Origin of the sequence: Dongia sp. (assembly GCF_041918875.1) — a bacterium.
Taxonomy (GTDB): domain Bacteria; phylum Pseudomonadota; class Alphaproteobacteria; order Dongiales; family Dongiaceae; genus Dongia.
Map to the genome: position 1 here is coordinate 210,603 of NZ_JAYRUV010000001.1, position 16,153 is coordinate 226,755.

Here is a 16,153-nt window from a genome sequence, read left to right on the forward strand (position 1 = left end):
TCCGACCATTGATGAATATGATATTGTCTTTTCTCCCCTTTTAAGTACACCGTATGCAAGTGCGAACATCGCCCGAGACAGAGCGAGGCCTTGCTGCCTCCGGTCTTGTCTACAGCCTGAGGTGGTCGCGATGACGGATAGGGCTGAACAGGATATTCGCCCCAGCGAATCTCAGTTTTGCACGCTGTTCAATGCGGCCCCCGATCTTTATCTGGTGCTGACGCCCAGCCTGCACATCGTCGCCGCGAGCGACGCCTATTGCAGAGCGACGCTGATCCAGCGCGATAGCGTGCTCGGGCGCCATCTGTTCGACGTCTTTCCGGATAATCCTGACGATCCTGCCGCGACGGGCGTTGCCAATCTGCGCGCTTCGCTGACGCGCGCGCTTCAGTTTCGCCGACCCGATGTGATGGCCGTCCAGAAATACGACGTGCGCCGCGCCGATGACGGCGGCTTCGAGGTGAAATACTGGGCGCCACTCAATACGCCGGTTCTCAATGAAGCCGGCGAGGTCGCCTGGATTATTCACCGGGTCGAGGACGTGACGGATCAGATCCATCTTCAGCAACAGCAGGAGAAGCGACAGGAGTTCGCCCGGCATCAGCAGGAGATCATCGATCAATTGCGCAGCACGAAGCGCTTTCTTGACGCGGTCGTCGACAATCTGCCGGGCATGCTTTTTGTGAAATCCTATCCGGATTGCCGTTTCGTCTTGTTCAACAAGGCCGGCGAGGAATTGCTCGGCTACAGCAGCGCGGATTTTCTTGGCAAGACGGATTTCGACTTCTTTCCCCGGGAGCAAGCCGAGCACTTTATAGCCTTCGACAGGCAGGTGCTGCGGTCCGGCGTTGCGTCGCCCCCGATCGAGGAGGCGATCCAGACGCGGCACAATGGAAAGCGCACCATCCGCACCATCAAGGTCCCCGTGCACGACCATGAAGGCCGGCCGCAATATCTGCTGGGTTTCTCGGAGGATATCACCGACCACAAAGCCATGGAGCAGCAGCTGCGCCAAGCGGTCAAGATGGAGGCCGTCGGTCAATTGACGGGTGGCGTCGCCCACGATTTCAACAATCTGCTTGGTGTCGTTATCGGCAATCTCGACATGGCGATGGAGCACACGGACGCTGCCACGGGTTTACGCGACTTCATTGGCGATGCGTTGAGCGCGGCGCTCAAGGGTGCCGAACTGACGAGGCGGTTGCTGGCTTTCTCGCGCAATCAGCCACTGCAGCCGGCGACAATAGACCTCAATCGGGGCCTGCCGCAGATCGCAGCTATGCTGCGCCGGACATTGGGCGAGACGATCGAGGTGGAACTGCATCCCGGTGAGGATCTGTGGCCGGCGACCGCCGATCCGGCACAGGTCGACGAAGCGATTCTCAATCTTGCCATCAATGCGCGCGATGCGATGCCGAAAGGCGGCCGCCTCAGCATCGAAACGGCAAATGCCCATCTCGACGAGGATTATGCGGCGCGCCACGCCGAAGTCAAAGCAGGCGACTATGTGCAACTGTCGGTCAGCGACACGGGCACCGGCATGAGTCCCGAAGTGATCGACCGCTGCTTCGAACCGTTCTTTACGACAAAGGATGCGGAGAAGGGGACCGGCCTGGGCCTCAGCATGGTCTACGGTTTCGTCAAGCAGTCCGGCGGACATATCAAGATTTATAGCGAGCCGGGCCACGGCACATCCGTGAAGCTATATTTCCCGCGTTCCGACGCTGCCAGCACTCGAGTGGAGGTGCCGGTTCCGGCGCCCACAGCGGCGCGCGGCGAATGCGTCCTGGTGGTCGAAGACAATTCGGATCTGCGCGCGGTCTCGGTCAAGCAGCTCACCGATCTCGGCTACGTGACATTGGAAGCCGCGAATGCGCGGGAGGCGCTTCGCCTGCTTGCCGATCATGCCGAAATCGGATTGCTGTTCAGCGACATCGTGATGCCCGGCGGCATGACAGGCACGGAACTTGCCCGAGAGGCGCGGCGGCTCTATCCCCGGCTCAAGATTCTTCTGACTTCCGGCTATACGGCGCGCGCCATGGGGAATGGCTTCCACGAAATCGAAAACCTCGATCTCTTGCTGAAACCATTCCGGAAGGTCGACCTTGGCAGGAAGCTCCGCGACCTTTTGGAATCGTAGAACGGGCTGGAATCGTAGAACTGGCGGGTCGAGCATGAAGAAAGTAGTCGTCGTCGACGGCAGCTCCGACATTGGAACGATGATCGGGAGGATGCGGCCAGCTGGCGTTGGCGATGCGGGACGCGATGGGTGGTATCTGTATTGTGCGTTAAAATACGTATTATATTTTAGATTATTTCTGTATCTTGCGTATTTAGAACGCAGATGGAACCTATGGAGACCGTGCGGCCCGAACCGCCTTGTGGACCTGAATCTGCGTGAATACAATCACTTGATGGCAGACTCTTGAGACATTAGTGTCGTTCCCGGCTTGTGCTTGTTTGTACCGCTCCGAGTCGTGCCCGAGTCGCTCATTGATGTAGCTTGCATTTTTGCCCGTTCGGGCCAGGGTTCCGAGAATGAATCAGGATCGCGTCGAGTCGCTTGCCCAGTTCCATCCCTTCACGCGGCTCAACAAGCTGCTGGAAGGGGTACAGCCGGGGGGTGGCAATACGCCTTTGCTGTTATCGCTGGGCGAGCCCCAGTTCCAGCCGCCGAGCTTCGCCTTGGACGCCATTGCCAACGCAAAAGAGCTGTGGAGCAAATATCCGCCGACCCTGGGAACGGTCGAGTTCCGCGCCGCCGCCAAGGCCTGGCTGGTGCGGCGCTACGGCGTGGAAAGTGCCTTTCTCGATGCCGAGCGGATGATTGCCCCCGTCTCCGGCACGCGCGAGGCATTGTTTCATATTGCCCTGTCGGCGGTTGCCATGGGGGCGCCCAAAGGCAAGGGGAAGGTCCTGATGGCCAACCCCTTCTACCACACCTATGCCGGCGCGGCGGTCGTGGCGGGGGGAGAGCCGGCCTTCCTGCCTGCGGGGCCTGAAACTGGCTTCCTGCCCGACCCGGACGCGGTGCCGGCCGATCTGCTGCGCGAAGCGGCCATGGTCTATCTCTGCTCGCCGGCCAATCCGCAGGGTTCGGTCGCTTCGGCGGATTTCTGGCGACGCTGGCTCGCATTGGCGCGCCGGCACGATTTCCTGGTCGCGGCCGACGAATGTTATGCCGAGATCTATACCGACCAGCCGCCGCCCGGCGCGATCGAGGCTGCGCAGGCCGGCGGTTCCTGCGACAATCTCCTGGTGTTTCATTCGCTCTCCAAGCGCTCGAGCGCGCCGGGCATGCGCTCGGGCTTTGTCGCCGGCGACGCGCGATATATTTCCAGGCAGGCGCAACTGATCAATTACGGCGGTGTTGCGGTACCGCTGCCGGTGCTGGCGGCTTCGACCGCCTTGTGGTCGGACGAGACTCATGTCGCCCAGAACCGCGCGCGCTACCAGGCCAGTTTCGATAGCGCGCAAGCTGCGCTGGGTCCGCTCTTCGGCAATGTGAAGCCGGGTGGCGGTTTCTTTCTGTGGCTCGATGTGGGCGATGGCGAGAAGGCGGCGGTCGAACTGTGGCGGCAGGCGGCGATCAAGGTGCTGCCCGGGGGCTATATGGCGCGGACGGATGCAAGCGGCCGCAATCCGGGCACGCCTTTCATTCGCGTGGCCCTGGTTTACGAACCGGCGCTGCTGGGTGGCGCGCTGGAGCGTATGGCATCGGTTCTGGCTTCGGTGCTTGCGGCGGGCGGAAGAGTCAGGGCTGCGGGCAGGGGTAGATGAGCATGGCATCCAATGGCGGCGGAGGGCGTGGCGGCGGCATGACGATGCCTTCGGGTCTTGGATTTGGCGGGCCCGGCGGCTTTTCTAGCTTCCTGCAGCGGCGGCTGCTGGAGATTGTCGGCATCGTGCTCGTCCTTGGCGGTCTTGCCTATCTGCTGGCCCTGCTGACCGCCAGCGGTGCCGACCCCAGCCTCAACCGCGCCACCGACGCGGCGGTCGCCAACGTCATGGGCGCCACGGGCGCCGTCTTCGCCGACTTCCTGCTGCAGGGACTGGGACTAGCGGCACTGGTTCCGCCGGCGGCCCTGCTTGCCTGGGGCGTCGCCCTGTTGCGCGATCATGGCATTCACCGCATCTGGCTCAAGCTGCTGCTGCTGCCCCTCACCAGCCTGCTGCTGGCGACCGCGTTTGCGGCCCTGCCGGGCACGGGTGAATGGCCCTGGATCGCCGGCCTCGGCGGTCTGGCCGGCCATATGATCCTCATTGGGTCCGATGGCAGCGGCGGCGTTGCCGGTCTTGTGGCGGCGCTCGGCGGGGGAAACGATCCGGCCTTGCTCGGCCGCCTGCTGGCGATGGGTTTTCTGGCGCTGGGCCTGGTCGCACTCTATTTCAGCCTCGGCATTGGCCTTGGTGGCTATATGCGTTTTGGCCGCCGTGTGGCGCGCATGGGCCGCAACATGGGCGAGGCGATCGATCGCGGCCGCTCCGGCCTGGGAACGGGCGGTTTCAAGCTGCGCCTGCCGCGTTTCGGGCGCGGCGGCGAGGATCGGGACCAGCCTGACCACCCCCGCCGCGAGCCGCGCTTCGGCAACGAAGGTCCCGAGCGCGGGCGTGTGGCCATCGAGATACCCAGCCGTGCCGCCGAGGTCGAGGAGCGCCGAGGCGACCGGCCGGAGAAGCTGGTGGTCGCGCCGGCCGCGAAGGCCAGGGAGAAAGCGAAGGCCACCAGGTCGAAGGATACGCGCCAGGCAAAACTGGTGCTCGATGAAAGCACGTTCGAACTGCCGCCGATCGACATTCTCTCGCTCCCGACGGCCAATCTCGCCGTCCAGCGCATCAACGAAGAGAGCCTGGAGAAGAATGCACGCCTTCTGGAAACCGTGCTCGACGATTTCGGCGTGAAGGGCGAGATCGTGAAAGTGCGGCCCGGTCCGGTCGTGACACTCTACGAACTCGAACCCGCACCTGGCACCAAGACCAGCCGCGTGGTGAGCCTGGCCGACGATGTCGCGCGCTCGATGAGTGCCGTCTCCGTGCGCATCGCCGTCGTGCCGGGGCGCAGCGTCATCGGTATCGAATTGCCGAACCGCGAACGCGAGGTTGTGGCCTTCCGCGAACTCATCGAAGACGAAAGCTATCAAGGCTCGCAGAGCCGCTTGGCGCTCGTGCTCGGTAAGGATATCGGCGGCGCGCCGATCGTGGTCGATCTTGCTCGCATGCCGCATCTGCTGATTGCCGGCACCACCGGTTCCGGCAAGTCGGTTGCCATCAACACGATGATCCTGTCGCTGCTCTATCGGCTGACGCCCGAGCAGTGCAAATTCATCATGATCGACCCGAAGATGCTGGAACTCTCGGTCTATGACGGCATCCCGCACCTTCTCTCGCCGGTCGTGACCGAGCCCAAGAAGGCGATCGTCGCGCTGAAATGGGTCGTGCGTGAGATGGAAAACCGCTATCGCGCCATGTCGCGCTTGGGCGTGCGCAATATCGATGGCTTCAACCAGCGCCTGGAGCAGGCCCGGGCCGCCGGCGAGACGCTGACGCGGCGCGTGCAGACGGGTTTCGATCCGGAAAGCGGCCAGCCGATCTACGAGGAAGAGCCGTTCGACCTCACGGCCTTGCCCTTCATTGTCGTCGTGGTCGATGAAATGGCCGACCTCATGCTGGTGGCGGGCAAGGAAATCGAAGCCGCGATCCAGCGCCTGGCGCAGATGGCGCGTGCCGCCGGCATTCACATCATCATGGCGACCCAGCGTCCCTCGGTCGACGTCATCACCGGTACGATCAAGGCTAACTTCCCGACCCGCATCAGTTTTCATGTCACGACCAAGATCGACAGCCGAACAATTCTTGGTGAAATGGGCGCCGAACAGCTGTTGGGACAAGGCGACATGCTCTATATGGCCAATGGCGGCCGCATTACCCGCGTTCACGGGCCGTTCGTTTCGGACCGCGAGGTGGAGTCGATCGTGCGGTTCCTCAAGGAGCAGGGCGAGCCGGCTTATGTCGAGGAAGTCACCCAGGATGACGAAGAAGGCGGCGGGTTCGACAATCCGGACGGTGAACCGGGTGGTGGCTCGGGCGACGAACTTTACGACCGGGCCGTCGCGGTGGTCACCCGCGAGAAGAAAGCATCGGTCAGCTTCGTCCAGCGCCACCTGCAGATCGGCTATAACCGGGCCGCGCGGATCGTGGAACGGATGGAAAAGGAAGGCGTCGTCTCACAAGCCAACCATGTCGGCAAGCGCGAAGTACTCGCGCGCGGCATGGACGATTGAGGCGGCGCGGATTTGACGAAAGGTTCCAGCATCTTGACTGAGTTCAATGTTTCCCGGCGCCATCTGCTCGGGCTTGCCGGCGGCCTTGCCGCGCTCGCCGCACTGGCGCGGCCGGCCTTCGCGCGGGCAGTGCCGGCCAATCTGACGCCACAGGACGAAACCGATCTGAAGCGCATCCAGGACTATCTCAACGGCATCACCACGATGCGCGCGAAGTTCCAGCAATATTCGGAACGCGGCGGCATCGCTTTCGGCAGCATCTATCTCAAGCGCCCGGGCTTCATCCGCATCGAATATGATCCACCCTCGCCGATGCTGATCGTGTCGGACAGCGTGTCGCTGCATTATTACGACCCGGAACTCGACCAGATCAACCGCGTGCCGGCCTCGTCCTCGCCGCTCTGGTTCCTGCTGCGCGACGATGTCGAACTGGGGGGCGATGTGACGGTCACCGCCTTCAAGCGTTCGCCCGCCGCCTTCGAACTCACGATCCGCCAGACGGACGATGCGGAGGAAGGCAAGGTCATCCTGGAGCTTGGCGACAGGCCGCTTGAGCTGCGCCAGTGGACCGTGGTCGATCAGAAGAACGAGCAGGTGCGGGTCGGCCTCTTCGAGGCGCAATTCGGCATGGAACTCGACCAGGATCTCTTCAGGGTGCCCAAGAAGAAATAGGCCGTCAGTTGCGGCGATAGTCGCAAAAGGCCATCAGCATGTCGACGGTCCTGCCGTCGTTGGATAGTGGCATCACGACCGATCCGACCTCGCACAGGCGCGGATTCGGCGAGGCCCAGGGTTCCTGATCGTAGACCACGACACCGCGCGCGACCGCCAGCGAATATGTCTCGAAGCCGAATTCCGGGGTGACGGCAAAGACATGTTCCTTGACGTCCTTGCCGGTCGGATCGTAACCGCGCGCTTCAACCTCATCGGTTCCGACCAGCCGGTAGGTGAGACGCAGCGGATCGCGGGCGACATCGATCAGGATGATGCCCGGTAGCAGGTCGCGGATTTCGCTGGGATCGATATCGGCGCGCGACGGCATGCTGCGCCCGTGGCGCTTGCCGTCCCAATATTCATAGGCGCGCCGAATCCGCGCTGTGCAGATCTTCAGGAAATCCGGCCCGATGATGCGCTGATAGGTGCTGCCTTCTCCCGACATTCCTTCGACCGTGTTCAAAGCCGCAAATCGAATATGGGCAAGCTAATCCATCCTCAGGGGTGTGTCGACGCGACAAACTGATGGCTGAGGGCCTTGATTTCCTCCCACTTCTTTTCCTGGACCATTTTCCGGGGGGCCGGCATCGACGAACCGACGGCCGCGACATGAGCCAAGGCGAGATAGTCCCGGGCATTGTCGGGAGATACGCCGCCGGTGGGACAGAAATGATTGTCCGGGAAGACATCGCCCCAGGCCTTGAGCGTTTCCGGCCCCCCAAGGGTCGAAGCGGGGAAGAACTTGAAGGCATCGAGGCCGAGCGCGCGTCCGCGCATCACCTCGCCGGGTGTGGCGGCGCCCGGAAGATAGGGAAGGCCCAGATCGAGGGCCAGCTTCACGATATCTTCCGAGAAGCCCGGACTCACGGCGAAGTCGGCGCCCGCGGCATGGGCGCGCTTGAGGTCGTCGCTGGAGAGAACCGTGCCGACGCCGACCGAGAGGCCTTCGACCGTACCGCGCAGTTGCTTGATCGCCTCAAGGCCCGCCGCGGTGCGCAGGGTGATTTCCATGCTGGACAGGCCGCCCGCGCGCAGAGCCCGGGCAAGCGGCAAGGCATCTTCCAGCGCATCGATGACGATGACGGGAATGGCACGGGCCTGGCGGATGATCTTGGCGATGGGAGTCATTGGTCACCTTGGCTGAGAGTTGCGGCAGCGCCCAGCAGCGCCAGCGTATTGTCGAGAATGACGTAGATCGGCATATTGGCAAGCAGCGAGGAGAGACGGCCCTTATTGGCAAACCGCTCCTCGAAGCGGCTGTCGAGCAGGATCGGCAGCAGGCGCGGGACGATCCCGCCGCCGATATAGACACCGCCCGTCGAACCCAGGATCAACGCAAGATCGCCGGCGGCCGAACCCAGGATGGCGCAGAAGCGGCGCAGCGCGTCCCGGGCGATACGTTCGCCATGCTCCAGCCCGCGGGCTGTAATCTCGGCCGGACTCGGCCGTTCCGCCGGCTTGCCTGCTTGAACGGTGAGGAATTCGTAGATGTTGACCAGGCCCTCGCCCGAGAGCAGCCTCTCGCAGGAGACGCGCCCGAAACGTGCCTGCAGATAGCGCAGCAGGTCGATCTCCAGCTCATCCTGCGGCGCAAAGCCGACATGGCCGCCCTCGCCGGCCAGAGCCACCCATCCGCCATGGCGATCGCAGACCAGGCCAGAGACCCCGAAGCCGGTCCCCGGGCCCAGAACAGCACGGGCCCCCAGGGGATTGGCGGTGCCGCGCCGAACATTGTGCAGTCCTTCCGCCTTTACATGCGGAACGCCCAAGGCGAGCGCCTCGAAATCGTTGATCGTCTCCAGCCGGGTCCAGCCGAAACGCTGGGCGGTTTCATAACGGGAGAAGCGCCAGGTCGAATTGGTGAACTCGATATAATCCTCGCGTGCCGGGCAGGCGACGGCGAAGCAGGCTTCGGCCGGCTTGGCCCCGGCCCAGTCGAGATAGGCCGTGATGGCGGTGGCGATATCGGGATAGTCGCGGGCGGACAGGGTCTTCATGCGCTCGACCCCGGCGACGCCCGGCCGGCGCAGGGCGAAGCGCGCATTGGTGCCGCCGATATCGGCGACGAGGGCGAGGCCGGGCGGCGTCATACGATGCCTTCCCAGCCGAAGCTGGCGGCACCGTGTTCGGCGCCGCCGACCTGGGCGCGGAAGCCGGCGAACAGTTCGCGGCCGCAGCCGGCCCGATAGGCGCCGATATCCGGCATGTCGAGCGGGCGTGCCGCCAGGTCGGCCACCTTGACGGTCAATTCGTTCGCTTCGGTGTCGAGGCGGATGATGTCGCCATCCTTTATGCGTGCGATCGGCCCTTCGGCGACCGCTTCGGGGCTTAAATGGATGGCAGCCGGCACCTTGCCGGAAGCGCCGGACATGCGGCCGTCGGTGACCAGCGCCACCTTGTAGCCGAGGTCGAGCAGCACGCCCAGGGCAGGCGTCAGCTGGTGCAGTTCCGGCATGCCGTTGGCACGCGGTCCCTGGCCCTTCACCACCACAACGACATCGCGGTGCAGCTTGCCGTCCTTGAAGGCTTTCTGCACGTCGTGCTGGCTGGTGAACACCATGGCCGGCGCTTCGATGACCCGGTGCGCTGCCTTCACTGCCGAGACCTTGATGATCGATCGGCCGAGATTGCCGCCAAGCACGCGGATGCCACCTTCCGGCGCGAACGGATCGCTGGCCGGACGCAGGACCTCGCGGTCGAGAGATTGATCCGGCGCGTCGCGCCAGCGCAGCCGGTCGCCGTCGAGATAGGGCTCCTGCGCATAGGTGCCGAGATCGTCGCCGACCAGCGTCTTTACGTCCCGATGCAGCAGCCCGGCGCCCAGCAGCTCTCGCACCAGGAAACCGAAGCCGCCGGCGGCCTGGAAATGATTCACATCGGCCTGGCCGTTGGGGTAGATGCGGCAGAGCAGTGGCGTGACGGCGGAGATATCGGCGAAATCCTGCCATTCGAGCTTCACGCCGGCGGCTGCCGCCACGGCGATGAGGTGGATCGTGTGATTGGTCGATCCGCCGGTCGCCACCAGCCCGACGATCGCGTTGACCAGCGCTTTCTCGTCGACGATTTCGCCGATCGGGCGGTAATCGTTGCCAAGGGCCGTGGCGCCGGCGACACGCTTCGCCGCCGCGGCCGTGAGAGCCGCGCGCAACGGCGTTCCCGGATTGACGAAGGCCGCGCCCGGCATGTGCAAACCCATCAACTCCATCAGCATCTGGTTGCTGTTGGCCGTGCCGTAGAAAGTGCAGGTGCCGGGCGCGTGATAGGAGGCAGCCTCGGCTTCCAGCAATTCCTTGCGGCCAACCTTGCCTTCGGCATAGAGCTGGCGGATGCGCGATTTCTCGGCGTTGGGGAGGCCCGACGGCATCGGCCCCGCCGGGACGAAAACGGTCGGCAGATGGCCGAAGCTCAAGGCGCCGATGAGAAGCCCCGGCACGATCTTGTCGCACACACCCAGCATCAGGGCGGCGTCGAACATGTCGTGCGAGAGCGAGACGGCGGTCGCCATGGCGATGACGTCGCGGCTGAACAGCGACAATTCCATGCCGGTCTGGCCTTGGGTGACGCCATCACACATCGCCGGCACGCCGCCGGCGAACTGCGCCGTCGCATGGCCGGCCACTGCTTCCTTGATCAGTTCCGGATAGTCCTTCAGCGGCTGGTGCGCCGACAGCATGTCGTTATAGGCCGAGACGATGCCGAGATTTGGCAGTGCCGATCCGGCCAGGGCGTCCTTGTCCCGCGGGCCGCAGGCTGCGAAACCGTGGGCAAGATTGCCGCAGGAAAGACGACCGCGCTTGACGCCCTTGGACCTCGCCTCGGCGATGCGTGCCAGATATCCGCCGCGGCTTTTTTCGCTGCGGGCCCGGATGCGTGCGGTGACGGTTTCGACGGTGGGATGCATTTTGGGTTGCATGGCTTTGGCCTCATGCGCCTGAGAGAATGTCGACCGGCGTGCGCGGCTGCCGCAACAGCGCCGCGATCGGATAGGTATCCAGCTTGATATTGTCGATTGCCCGTTTCAGCACAATCCGTTTTTCCGCGCCCGCGACCGCGAGCAGGACATGGCTGCAATCGGTCAGCGCTGAAAGTGTGAGACCGATGCGCGGATGGCCTTTGGCCGGCTCGCTCAGGACCATGAGGAGACCTTCGCTGTCGAGGTCGAGCGCCGGGCCCGTCTCGGCGCGCCCGGGGAAGAGGGAGGCGAAATGCCCGTCTTCGCCCATGCCGAGAAAGACGCTGGAAAAAGGGCGACGAATAACGGCGAGGGCACGCGTCACATCGGGCAGGGCATCCGCCGGACGCGGAACCGGGCGGTATAGGCTCAATACCCGGGCGGCGCGCGCCTTTCCCTGCAGCAGGTGCCTGCGGATGAGTCCTTCGTTGCTGTCGGGATGATCGGTCGGAACCCAGCGTTCGTCGCACGGGACGACCGTCACTTCGTCCCAGGGAAATTCGGTGACGGCCAGCCGCTCGAAGACGGCAACCGGCGTGCTGCCGCCGGGTACGACCAGGCTGGCTTCTCCGGTGGCCGCGATCGCAGCCCCGAGATCGGCCAGGATGTGTTCCACCAACGCCGCGGCCAGCGCGGCGCGGTCCGCATATTCGGTCTCCCGGAACGGCACTAAATGTCGTCCTCGTGCCAGGTCCGGCCATCGCGCTCGATGAGCGCGATGGCGGCGTTGGGTCCCCAGGAGCCGGCGGCATAGGGCTTCGGCGGCAGGACTGTGTCGGACCAGCCCTGCAGAATACCGTCCGTCCAGCACCACGCCGCTTCCAGTTCGTCGAGGCGCATGAACAGGGCCGGGCGGCCGCGGATGACATCCAGCAGCAAGCGCTCATAGGCATCGGGCGAGCGCCCGCCGAACGTCTCGGCGAAGGAGAGGTCGAGCGCCGTCTGCCGGAGCTTCAGTTCGCCCGGTCCCCGGCCCTTGTTCAGCATGATGAGGCGGATGCCCTCATCGGGCTGCAGGCGCATCACCAGCTTGTTGGGGTGGATCGTGCCGGCCGATGCCGGATATGGCGAATGCGGTGGCGTCTTGAACTGGACCACGATTTCCGAGGAACGCGCCGGCAGCCGCTTGCCGGTGCGGACATAGAACGGCACGCCGGCCCAGCGCCAATTGTCGATGCCGATCTTGATGGCGACGAAAGTCTCGGTGTCGCTTCGCGGATCCGCGTCGGATTCCTCAAGATAGCCGGGAACGGCCTTTCCATCGATCGTGCCGGCCCGATATTGACCGCGCACGGTCGCTTGCGCCACGTCGACTGCGTGGATCGGCTGCAATGCGCGCAGGACTTTAAGCTTCTCGTCGCGGATCATGTCGGCGTCGAGCGTGCTGGGCGGCTCCATCGCGGTGAGACAGATGAGCTGCAGCAGATGGTTCTGCACCATGTCGCGCAGGGCGCCGGATTCGTTGTAGTAGCGCCAGCGGCCGCCGACACCGACCGTCTCGGCGACAGAGATCTGCACATGGTCGATATGGGTACGGTTCCACAGCGGCTCGAACAAGGCGTTGGCAAACCGCAGCACCATCAGGTTCTGTACGGTCTCTTTGCCGAGATAGTGATCGATGCGATAGGTTTGCGGTTCGGCAAAGGCCCTGGCGACGGCGGCATTGATCTCATGCGCCGAGGAAAGGTCCTTGCCCAGCGGCTTTTCAAGCACCAGGCGCGATTCCTGTGTCACCAGGTTGCGCTGCTTGAGATTGGCGGCGATGGGGCCGAAAATGTCGGGTGCGGTCGCCAGATAGAAGGCGCGTACGACCCCCTCGCGGCCTTTGAGCAGTTCGGCCAACCCGTCATAACTCTCCGCATCCGTGGCATCGAGGCCGAGATAGACGAGCCGGCCGGCAAAGCGGCCCCAGGATTCCTCGTCGAACTGGCCGTTCTTGGTGCCGTCGCCGGCATGAGTGATGCAATCGTCATGCATCATCTTCACGAAATCCTCGCGGGCCATGGCGCCGCGCGAGACGGCAATGATACGGCCGTCATCGGGTAGGCGCTGCTCGCGGGCGAGATGATAGAGGGCGGGGATCAGCTTGCGCCGGGCAAGGTCGCCGCGGCCGCCGAAAACGATCATATCGAACGGTTGGGTGATAAGGGTGCTGCGTTGCATGGGGGATCCCTGTTGGGAGCAGTCGGGAATTTCGTCGAGAATCGGCCTCAGTTTGCCCCGACAAAGCGCCCTATGCCAGCGTTCATCGGCGCCAGAAGCCTGATCTGGCTCGATATCCCACGTCGAATTATTTCAGTCGATAGGGCTCTTTCGGATTAATTCCGGCGATCAGTTCAGTCGGGCCTCGGTCTGCGGATCGAACAGACAGGATCGGCTGAGGTCGAGGGCAAAGCGCGTCGTCCCGCCCGCCGCCGCGACATCCTGGGGCCGTACGCGGGCCACCGCGCTGGTGCCGCCCATGGTGAAGTAGGCCAGCGTGTCGGCACCGGTCGGCTCGATCACGTCGATTTCGGCATCGATTTCGGTGGCGGGGAATGTCGAATCCACAGTGCCGGCAATGGAAATCGCCTCTGGTCGGATTCCCAGCACGATGTCACGCCCCACCCACTGGCCAATCTGCGGAGCTGGATCGTGGAGCGGCAGGAAGCGCGGCGTCCCACCGCCGCCGGACCGGACCTCGGCGGTAACGCCCAGGCGACCTTCCTGCTGGGCGATCCGGCCGCGCAGGAAATTCATGGCCGGCGCGCCGACGAAGGCGGCCACGTACATATTGGCCGGGCGGTTATAGATCTCCGCCGGCGTCGCCAATTGCTGTACGAGTCCGTTGCGCATGATCGCGATCCGGCTGGCGAGTGTCATTGCTTCGACCTGGTCATGCGTTACATAGACGATGGTGGTGCCGAGGCGTTGGTGCAGCTTCTTGATCTCGGTCCGCATCTCGATGCGCAGCTTGGCGTCGAGGTTGGAGAGCGGTTCGTCGAAGAGGAAGACCTTGGGCTCGCGCACCAAGGCGCGTCCGATGGCGACGCGCTGGCGCTGCCCGCCGGACAGTTCGCCTGGCTTGCGTCCCAGCAGATGTTCGATCTGCAGCAGTCTGGCCGCTTTGGCGACTGCCGCTTCGCGGGCCGGCCGCGCTATGCCGCGCATCTCCAAGCCGAACTCCATGTTCTTGGCGACGCTCATATTGGGATAGAGCGCATAGGATTGAAACACCATGGCGATGTCGCGGTCTTTGGGATGGACGTCGTTGACGACCCGCTCGTCGATGCGAACCTCCCCCGCGCTGAGATCGGTGAGGCCGGCGACGATGTTGAGCAAGGTCGACTTGCCGCAGCCCGACGGCCCGAGCAATACCAGGAATTCGCCATCGTTGAGCTCGATATCGATGCCCTTGAGGATATCGACCTGACCGTAGGATTTTCTGACGCCGCGGATGCTGAGTTTCGCCATCTCGATCCTTTTCCTCATGCTTCTCCCGATACTCCGGCGCGATGGGACATCGTTTGTGACTTCGAGTCAAACATCCTCTTTCGGAGAAACATATTTGCCGGTTCGCCGTTGCAGTCTCACACGCCAGCCGCCGATTAAATCAAATGATGGAGCTATCTTCATGGCGAACTTTTCCACGGTCCGCGCCAACCAGCGGATGCCGCTGGGCAATCCATCAAATCGCGCGAAAGTCGGGCGGAATGCATGAAGGAGGCTGAACATGAATCAGGATCAGATCGCCGGCAACTGGAAACAGCTGAAAGGCAAGATGAAGGAGCAGTGGGGCAAGCTCACTGACGACGACATCACCACGCTCGAGGGCCATCAGGACCAGCTCGTGGGCAAGATTCAGGAACGTTACGGTATCGCTCGCGAGGAAGCTCAGAAGCAGATCGACATCTTCCGGGCGGCGAACCGGAATCTGTGGCCCAACTGATCGCCGGTTTCCGTAAAGACCGGATGAGCCCGCGCCAGCCATGCGCGGGCTTTTTTTCGCCACAGGCTGTCCCCGCTGCGTTCATGCCGATCAGCGGTCGCACCCCAGTGCTGGCCCGCAGACGGATGCCCAGGGATCAGGAGCGGGATCAGGCGGCGGCGATCATGATCGATCCGTCCGCCTGCTGCCCGCCGGTAAGATATTTTTCGCGGGCAACCTGTTCGACCTTGCGGCGGTGTTTGGCGAAGATCGCAAGCAACTCGCTCGGCGAGGCATCCTCGACATGTTCATAGGCAAGAAGCGCCGTCTTGGCGACGCGACAGACGACATGACCGGAGGATGCGATGCCGATTACCCGGACCGTTTCGCGTTCGGGATTGTAGATCGGCATTTCATTCAAGAATGTCAGTGCCAATTTCGCCTCCCATCGCTTGTTGGCGACAACTATGACGCGGTCCGGCGGAGGCTTCAATGTCGGCCATTGCCTGTCTGTATAAAGGGAGCGAGCGGGGGCCATCTCACCATTGATTCCCCTCACTTAAGCACCTCTGTGATTTTTTTGTGAATGTGCTCGGCGCCGGGGATGGAAACATCGCGCAGCGCTATATCGGCGATGACCGGCAGATGGTCGGACGCATGCCGGCCATCGCGGTCGACCCAGCTCCGGATCAGCCCCCCGGCGGGTCGGCAATAGATTCCGTCGAGATCGAGCAGGGGATAGCGCGCAGGAAACGTCTTCTCGCGGGAGCGGCCGGGCAGGAGCGGCAGAAATGCCCGCCTGACGTAACCATGCCAATCGTTGAAGTCGCCGGCAAGGACCAGCGGCCCCGCCACCGTTTCGACAATGGCGCGCAGCCGCTGCACTTGCTGCCGGCACTCGCCGGCGCGCAGGCCGAGATGCGCGGCGATAACCTGCAGGCGGCCGAGCGGCGTCTCGAGGCCGGCCTCGATGGCAAAGCGCGCTTCGTGACGCGGCACTGACAGATCGTGCAGGCGCACGTCATGCATCGGCCAATGGCTGATGAGGACATGCCCGTAATGCCCGTCGGGGGCCACGATGGTGCGCGCTTCGGCGGAATATTCGCCGAGCGCCCTGGTGAGGGCGGAAAGCGGCAAGTCTTCCAGGCGGCCACGGGAATCCACTTCCTGCAACGCGACGATGTCGGGCGCGTGGCGCCGCACCAGATCGATGATGCGCGCCAGATTGTAGCGCCTGTCGGCGCCGATGCCGGCATGGATGTTCCAGGTGACGATCCTGATGCAACCGTCGCGCATGTC

General features: G+C 63.6%; 15 protein-coding genes. 5 read left to right on the forward strand and 10 right to left on the reverse strand.

Going from position 1 to position 16,153, the window contains the following annotated elements:
- Nucleotides 1-130 precede the first annotated feature (130 nt).
- The 4 genes from ACE3TY_RS00945 to ACE3TY_RS00960 all read left to right on the forward strand — a co-directional run bounded on the left by ACE3TY_RS00945 (nt 131) and on the right by ACE3TY_RS00960 (nt 6,953).
- Nucleotides 131-2,140, forward strand: coding sequence for a PAS domain-containing protein (locus ACE3TY_RS00945; protein ID WP_374650029.1), 2,010 nt, complete (start codon nt 131-133; stop codon nt 2,138-2,140).
- 398 nt (nt 2,141-2,538) lie between these two features.
- The gene (locus ACE3TY_RS00950; RefSeq protein WP_374650031.1) at nt 2,539-3,780 is read left to right on the forward strand and encodes an aminotransferase class I/II-fold pyridoxal phosphate-dependent enzyme; all 1,242 of its coding nucleotides are present in this window, start codon (nt 2,539-2,541) and stop codon (nt 3,778-3,780) included.
- Nucleotides 3,777-6,281 (forward strand): DNA translocase FtsK 4TM domain-containing protein, encoded by a 2,505-nt coding sequence (locus tag ACE3TY_RS00955; RefSeq protein ID WP_374650033.1) that lies wholly within the window; start codon nt 3,777-3,779, stop codon nt 6,279-6,281. The genes ACE3TY_RS00950 and ACE3TY_RS00955 overlap by 4 nt, the downstream gene beginning before the upstream one ends.
- 33 nt (nt 6,282-6,314) lie before the next feature.
- The gene (locus tag ACE3TY_RS00960; RefSeq protein WP_374650034.1) at nt 6,315-6,953 is read left to right on the forward strand and encodes an outer membrane lipoprotein carrier protein LolA; all 639 of its coding nucleotides are present in this window, start codon (nt 6,315-6,317) and stop codon (nt 6,951-6,953) included.
- A gap of 4 nt (nt 6,954-6,957) precedes the next feature.
- On the opposite strand, the gene ACE3TY_RS00965 is transcribed toward ACE3TY_RS00960, so the two are convergent.
- The 8 genes from ACE3TY_RS00965 to ACE3TY_RS01000 all read right to left on the reverse strand — a co-directional run bounded on the left by ACE3TY_RS00965 (nt 6,958) and on the right by ACE3TY_RS01000 (nt 14,661).
- The gene (locus tag ACE3TY_RS00965) at nt 6,958-7,440 is read right to left on the reverse strand and encodes a PAS domain-containing protein (protein WP_374650035.1); all 483 of its coding nucleotides are present in this window, start codon (nt 7,438-7,440) and stop codon (nt 6,958-6,960) included.
- 53 nt (nt 7,441-7,493) lie between these two features.
- Nucleotides 7,494-8,123 carry a bifunctional 4-hydroxy-2-oxoglutarate aldolase/2-dehydro-3-deoxy-phosphogluconate aldolase gene (gene eda, locus ACE3TY_RS00970; RefSeq protein WP_374650037.1) on the reverse strand — a complete coding sequence of 210 codons (630 nt, stop codon included), beginning with the start codon at nt 8,121-8,123 and terminating at the stop codon, nt 7,494-7,496.
- Nucleotides 8,120-9,085 (reverse strand): glucokinase, encoded by a 966-nt coding sequence (glk, locus tag ACE3TY_RS00975; RefSeq protein ID WP_374650039.1) that lies wholly within the window; start codon nt 9,083-9,085, stop codon nt 8,120-8,122. The genes eda and glk overlap by 4 nt, the downstream gene beginning before the upstream one ends.
- Complete coding sequence (gene edd, locus ACE3TY_RS00980) at nt 9,082-10,908, reverse strand: phosphogluconate dehydratase (RefSeq protein WP_374650041.1); 1,827 nt, start codon at nt 10,906-10,908, stop codon at nt 9,082-9,084. The genes glk and edd overlap by 4 nt, the downstream gene beginning before the upstream one ends.
- Nucleotides 10,909-10,918: 10 nt before the next feature.
- A complete protein-coding gene (gene pgl / locus ACE3TY_RS00985; protein ID WP_374650043.1) occupies nt 10,919-11,617 on the reverse strand; it encodes a 6-phosphogluconolactonase in 699 nt (232 codons plus the stop codon).
- A complete protein-coding gene (gene zwf / locus ACE3TY_RS00990) occupies nt 11,617-13,110 on the reverse strand; it encodes a glucose-6-phosphate dehydrogenase (RefSeq protein WP_374650045.1) in 1,494 nt (497 codons plus the stop codon). The genes pgl and zwf overlap by 1 nt, the downstream gene beginning before the upstream one ends.
- A 168-nt stretch (nt 13,111-13,278) precedes the next feature.
- Complete coding sequence (locus ACE3TY_RS00995) at nt 13,279-14,400, reverse strand: ABC transporter ATP-binding protein (RefSeq protein WP_374650047.1); 1,122 nt, start codon at nt 14,398-14,400, stop codon at nt 13,279-13,281.
- A gap of 66 nt (nt 14,401-14,466) precedes the next feature.
- On the reverse strand, nt 14,467-14,661 hold the full coding sequence (locus tag ACE3TY_RS01000) for a hypothetical protein (protein ID WP_374650049.1): 195 nt from the start codon (nt 14,659-14,661) through the stop codon (nt 14,467-14,469).
- Between ACE3TY_RS01000 and ACE3TY_RS01005 the strand changes: the two genes are divergently transcribed.
- Nucleotides 14,660-14,875, forward strand: coding sequence for a CsbD family protein (locus ACE3TY_RS01005; protein WP_374650051.1), 216 nt, complete (start codon nt 14,660-14,662; stop codon nt 14,873-14,875). The genes ACE3TY_RS01000 and ACE3TY_RS01005 overlap by 2 nt on opposite strands.
- 148 nt (nt 14,876-15,023) lie before the next feature.
- On the opposite strand, the gene ACE3TY_RS01010 is transcribed toward ACE3TY_RS01005, so the two are convergent.
- The gene (locus ACE3TY_RS01010) at nt 15,024-15,290 is read right to left on the reverse strand and encodes a DUF1488 family protein (protein ID WP_374650053.1); all 267 of its coding nucleotides are present in this window, start codon (nt 15,288-15,290) and stop codon (nt 15,024-15,026) included.
- 119 nt (nt 15,291-15,409) lie between these two features.
- The gene (locus ACE3TY_RS01015; protein WP_374650055.1) at nt 15,410-16,150 is read right to left on the reverse strand and encodes an endonuclease/exonuclease/phosphatase family protein; all 741 of its coding nucleotides are present in this window, start codon (nt 16,148-16,150) and stop codon (nt 15,410-15,412) included.
- Between the last annotated feature and the right edge of the window lie 3 nt (nt 16,151-16,153).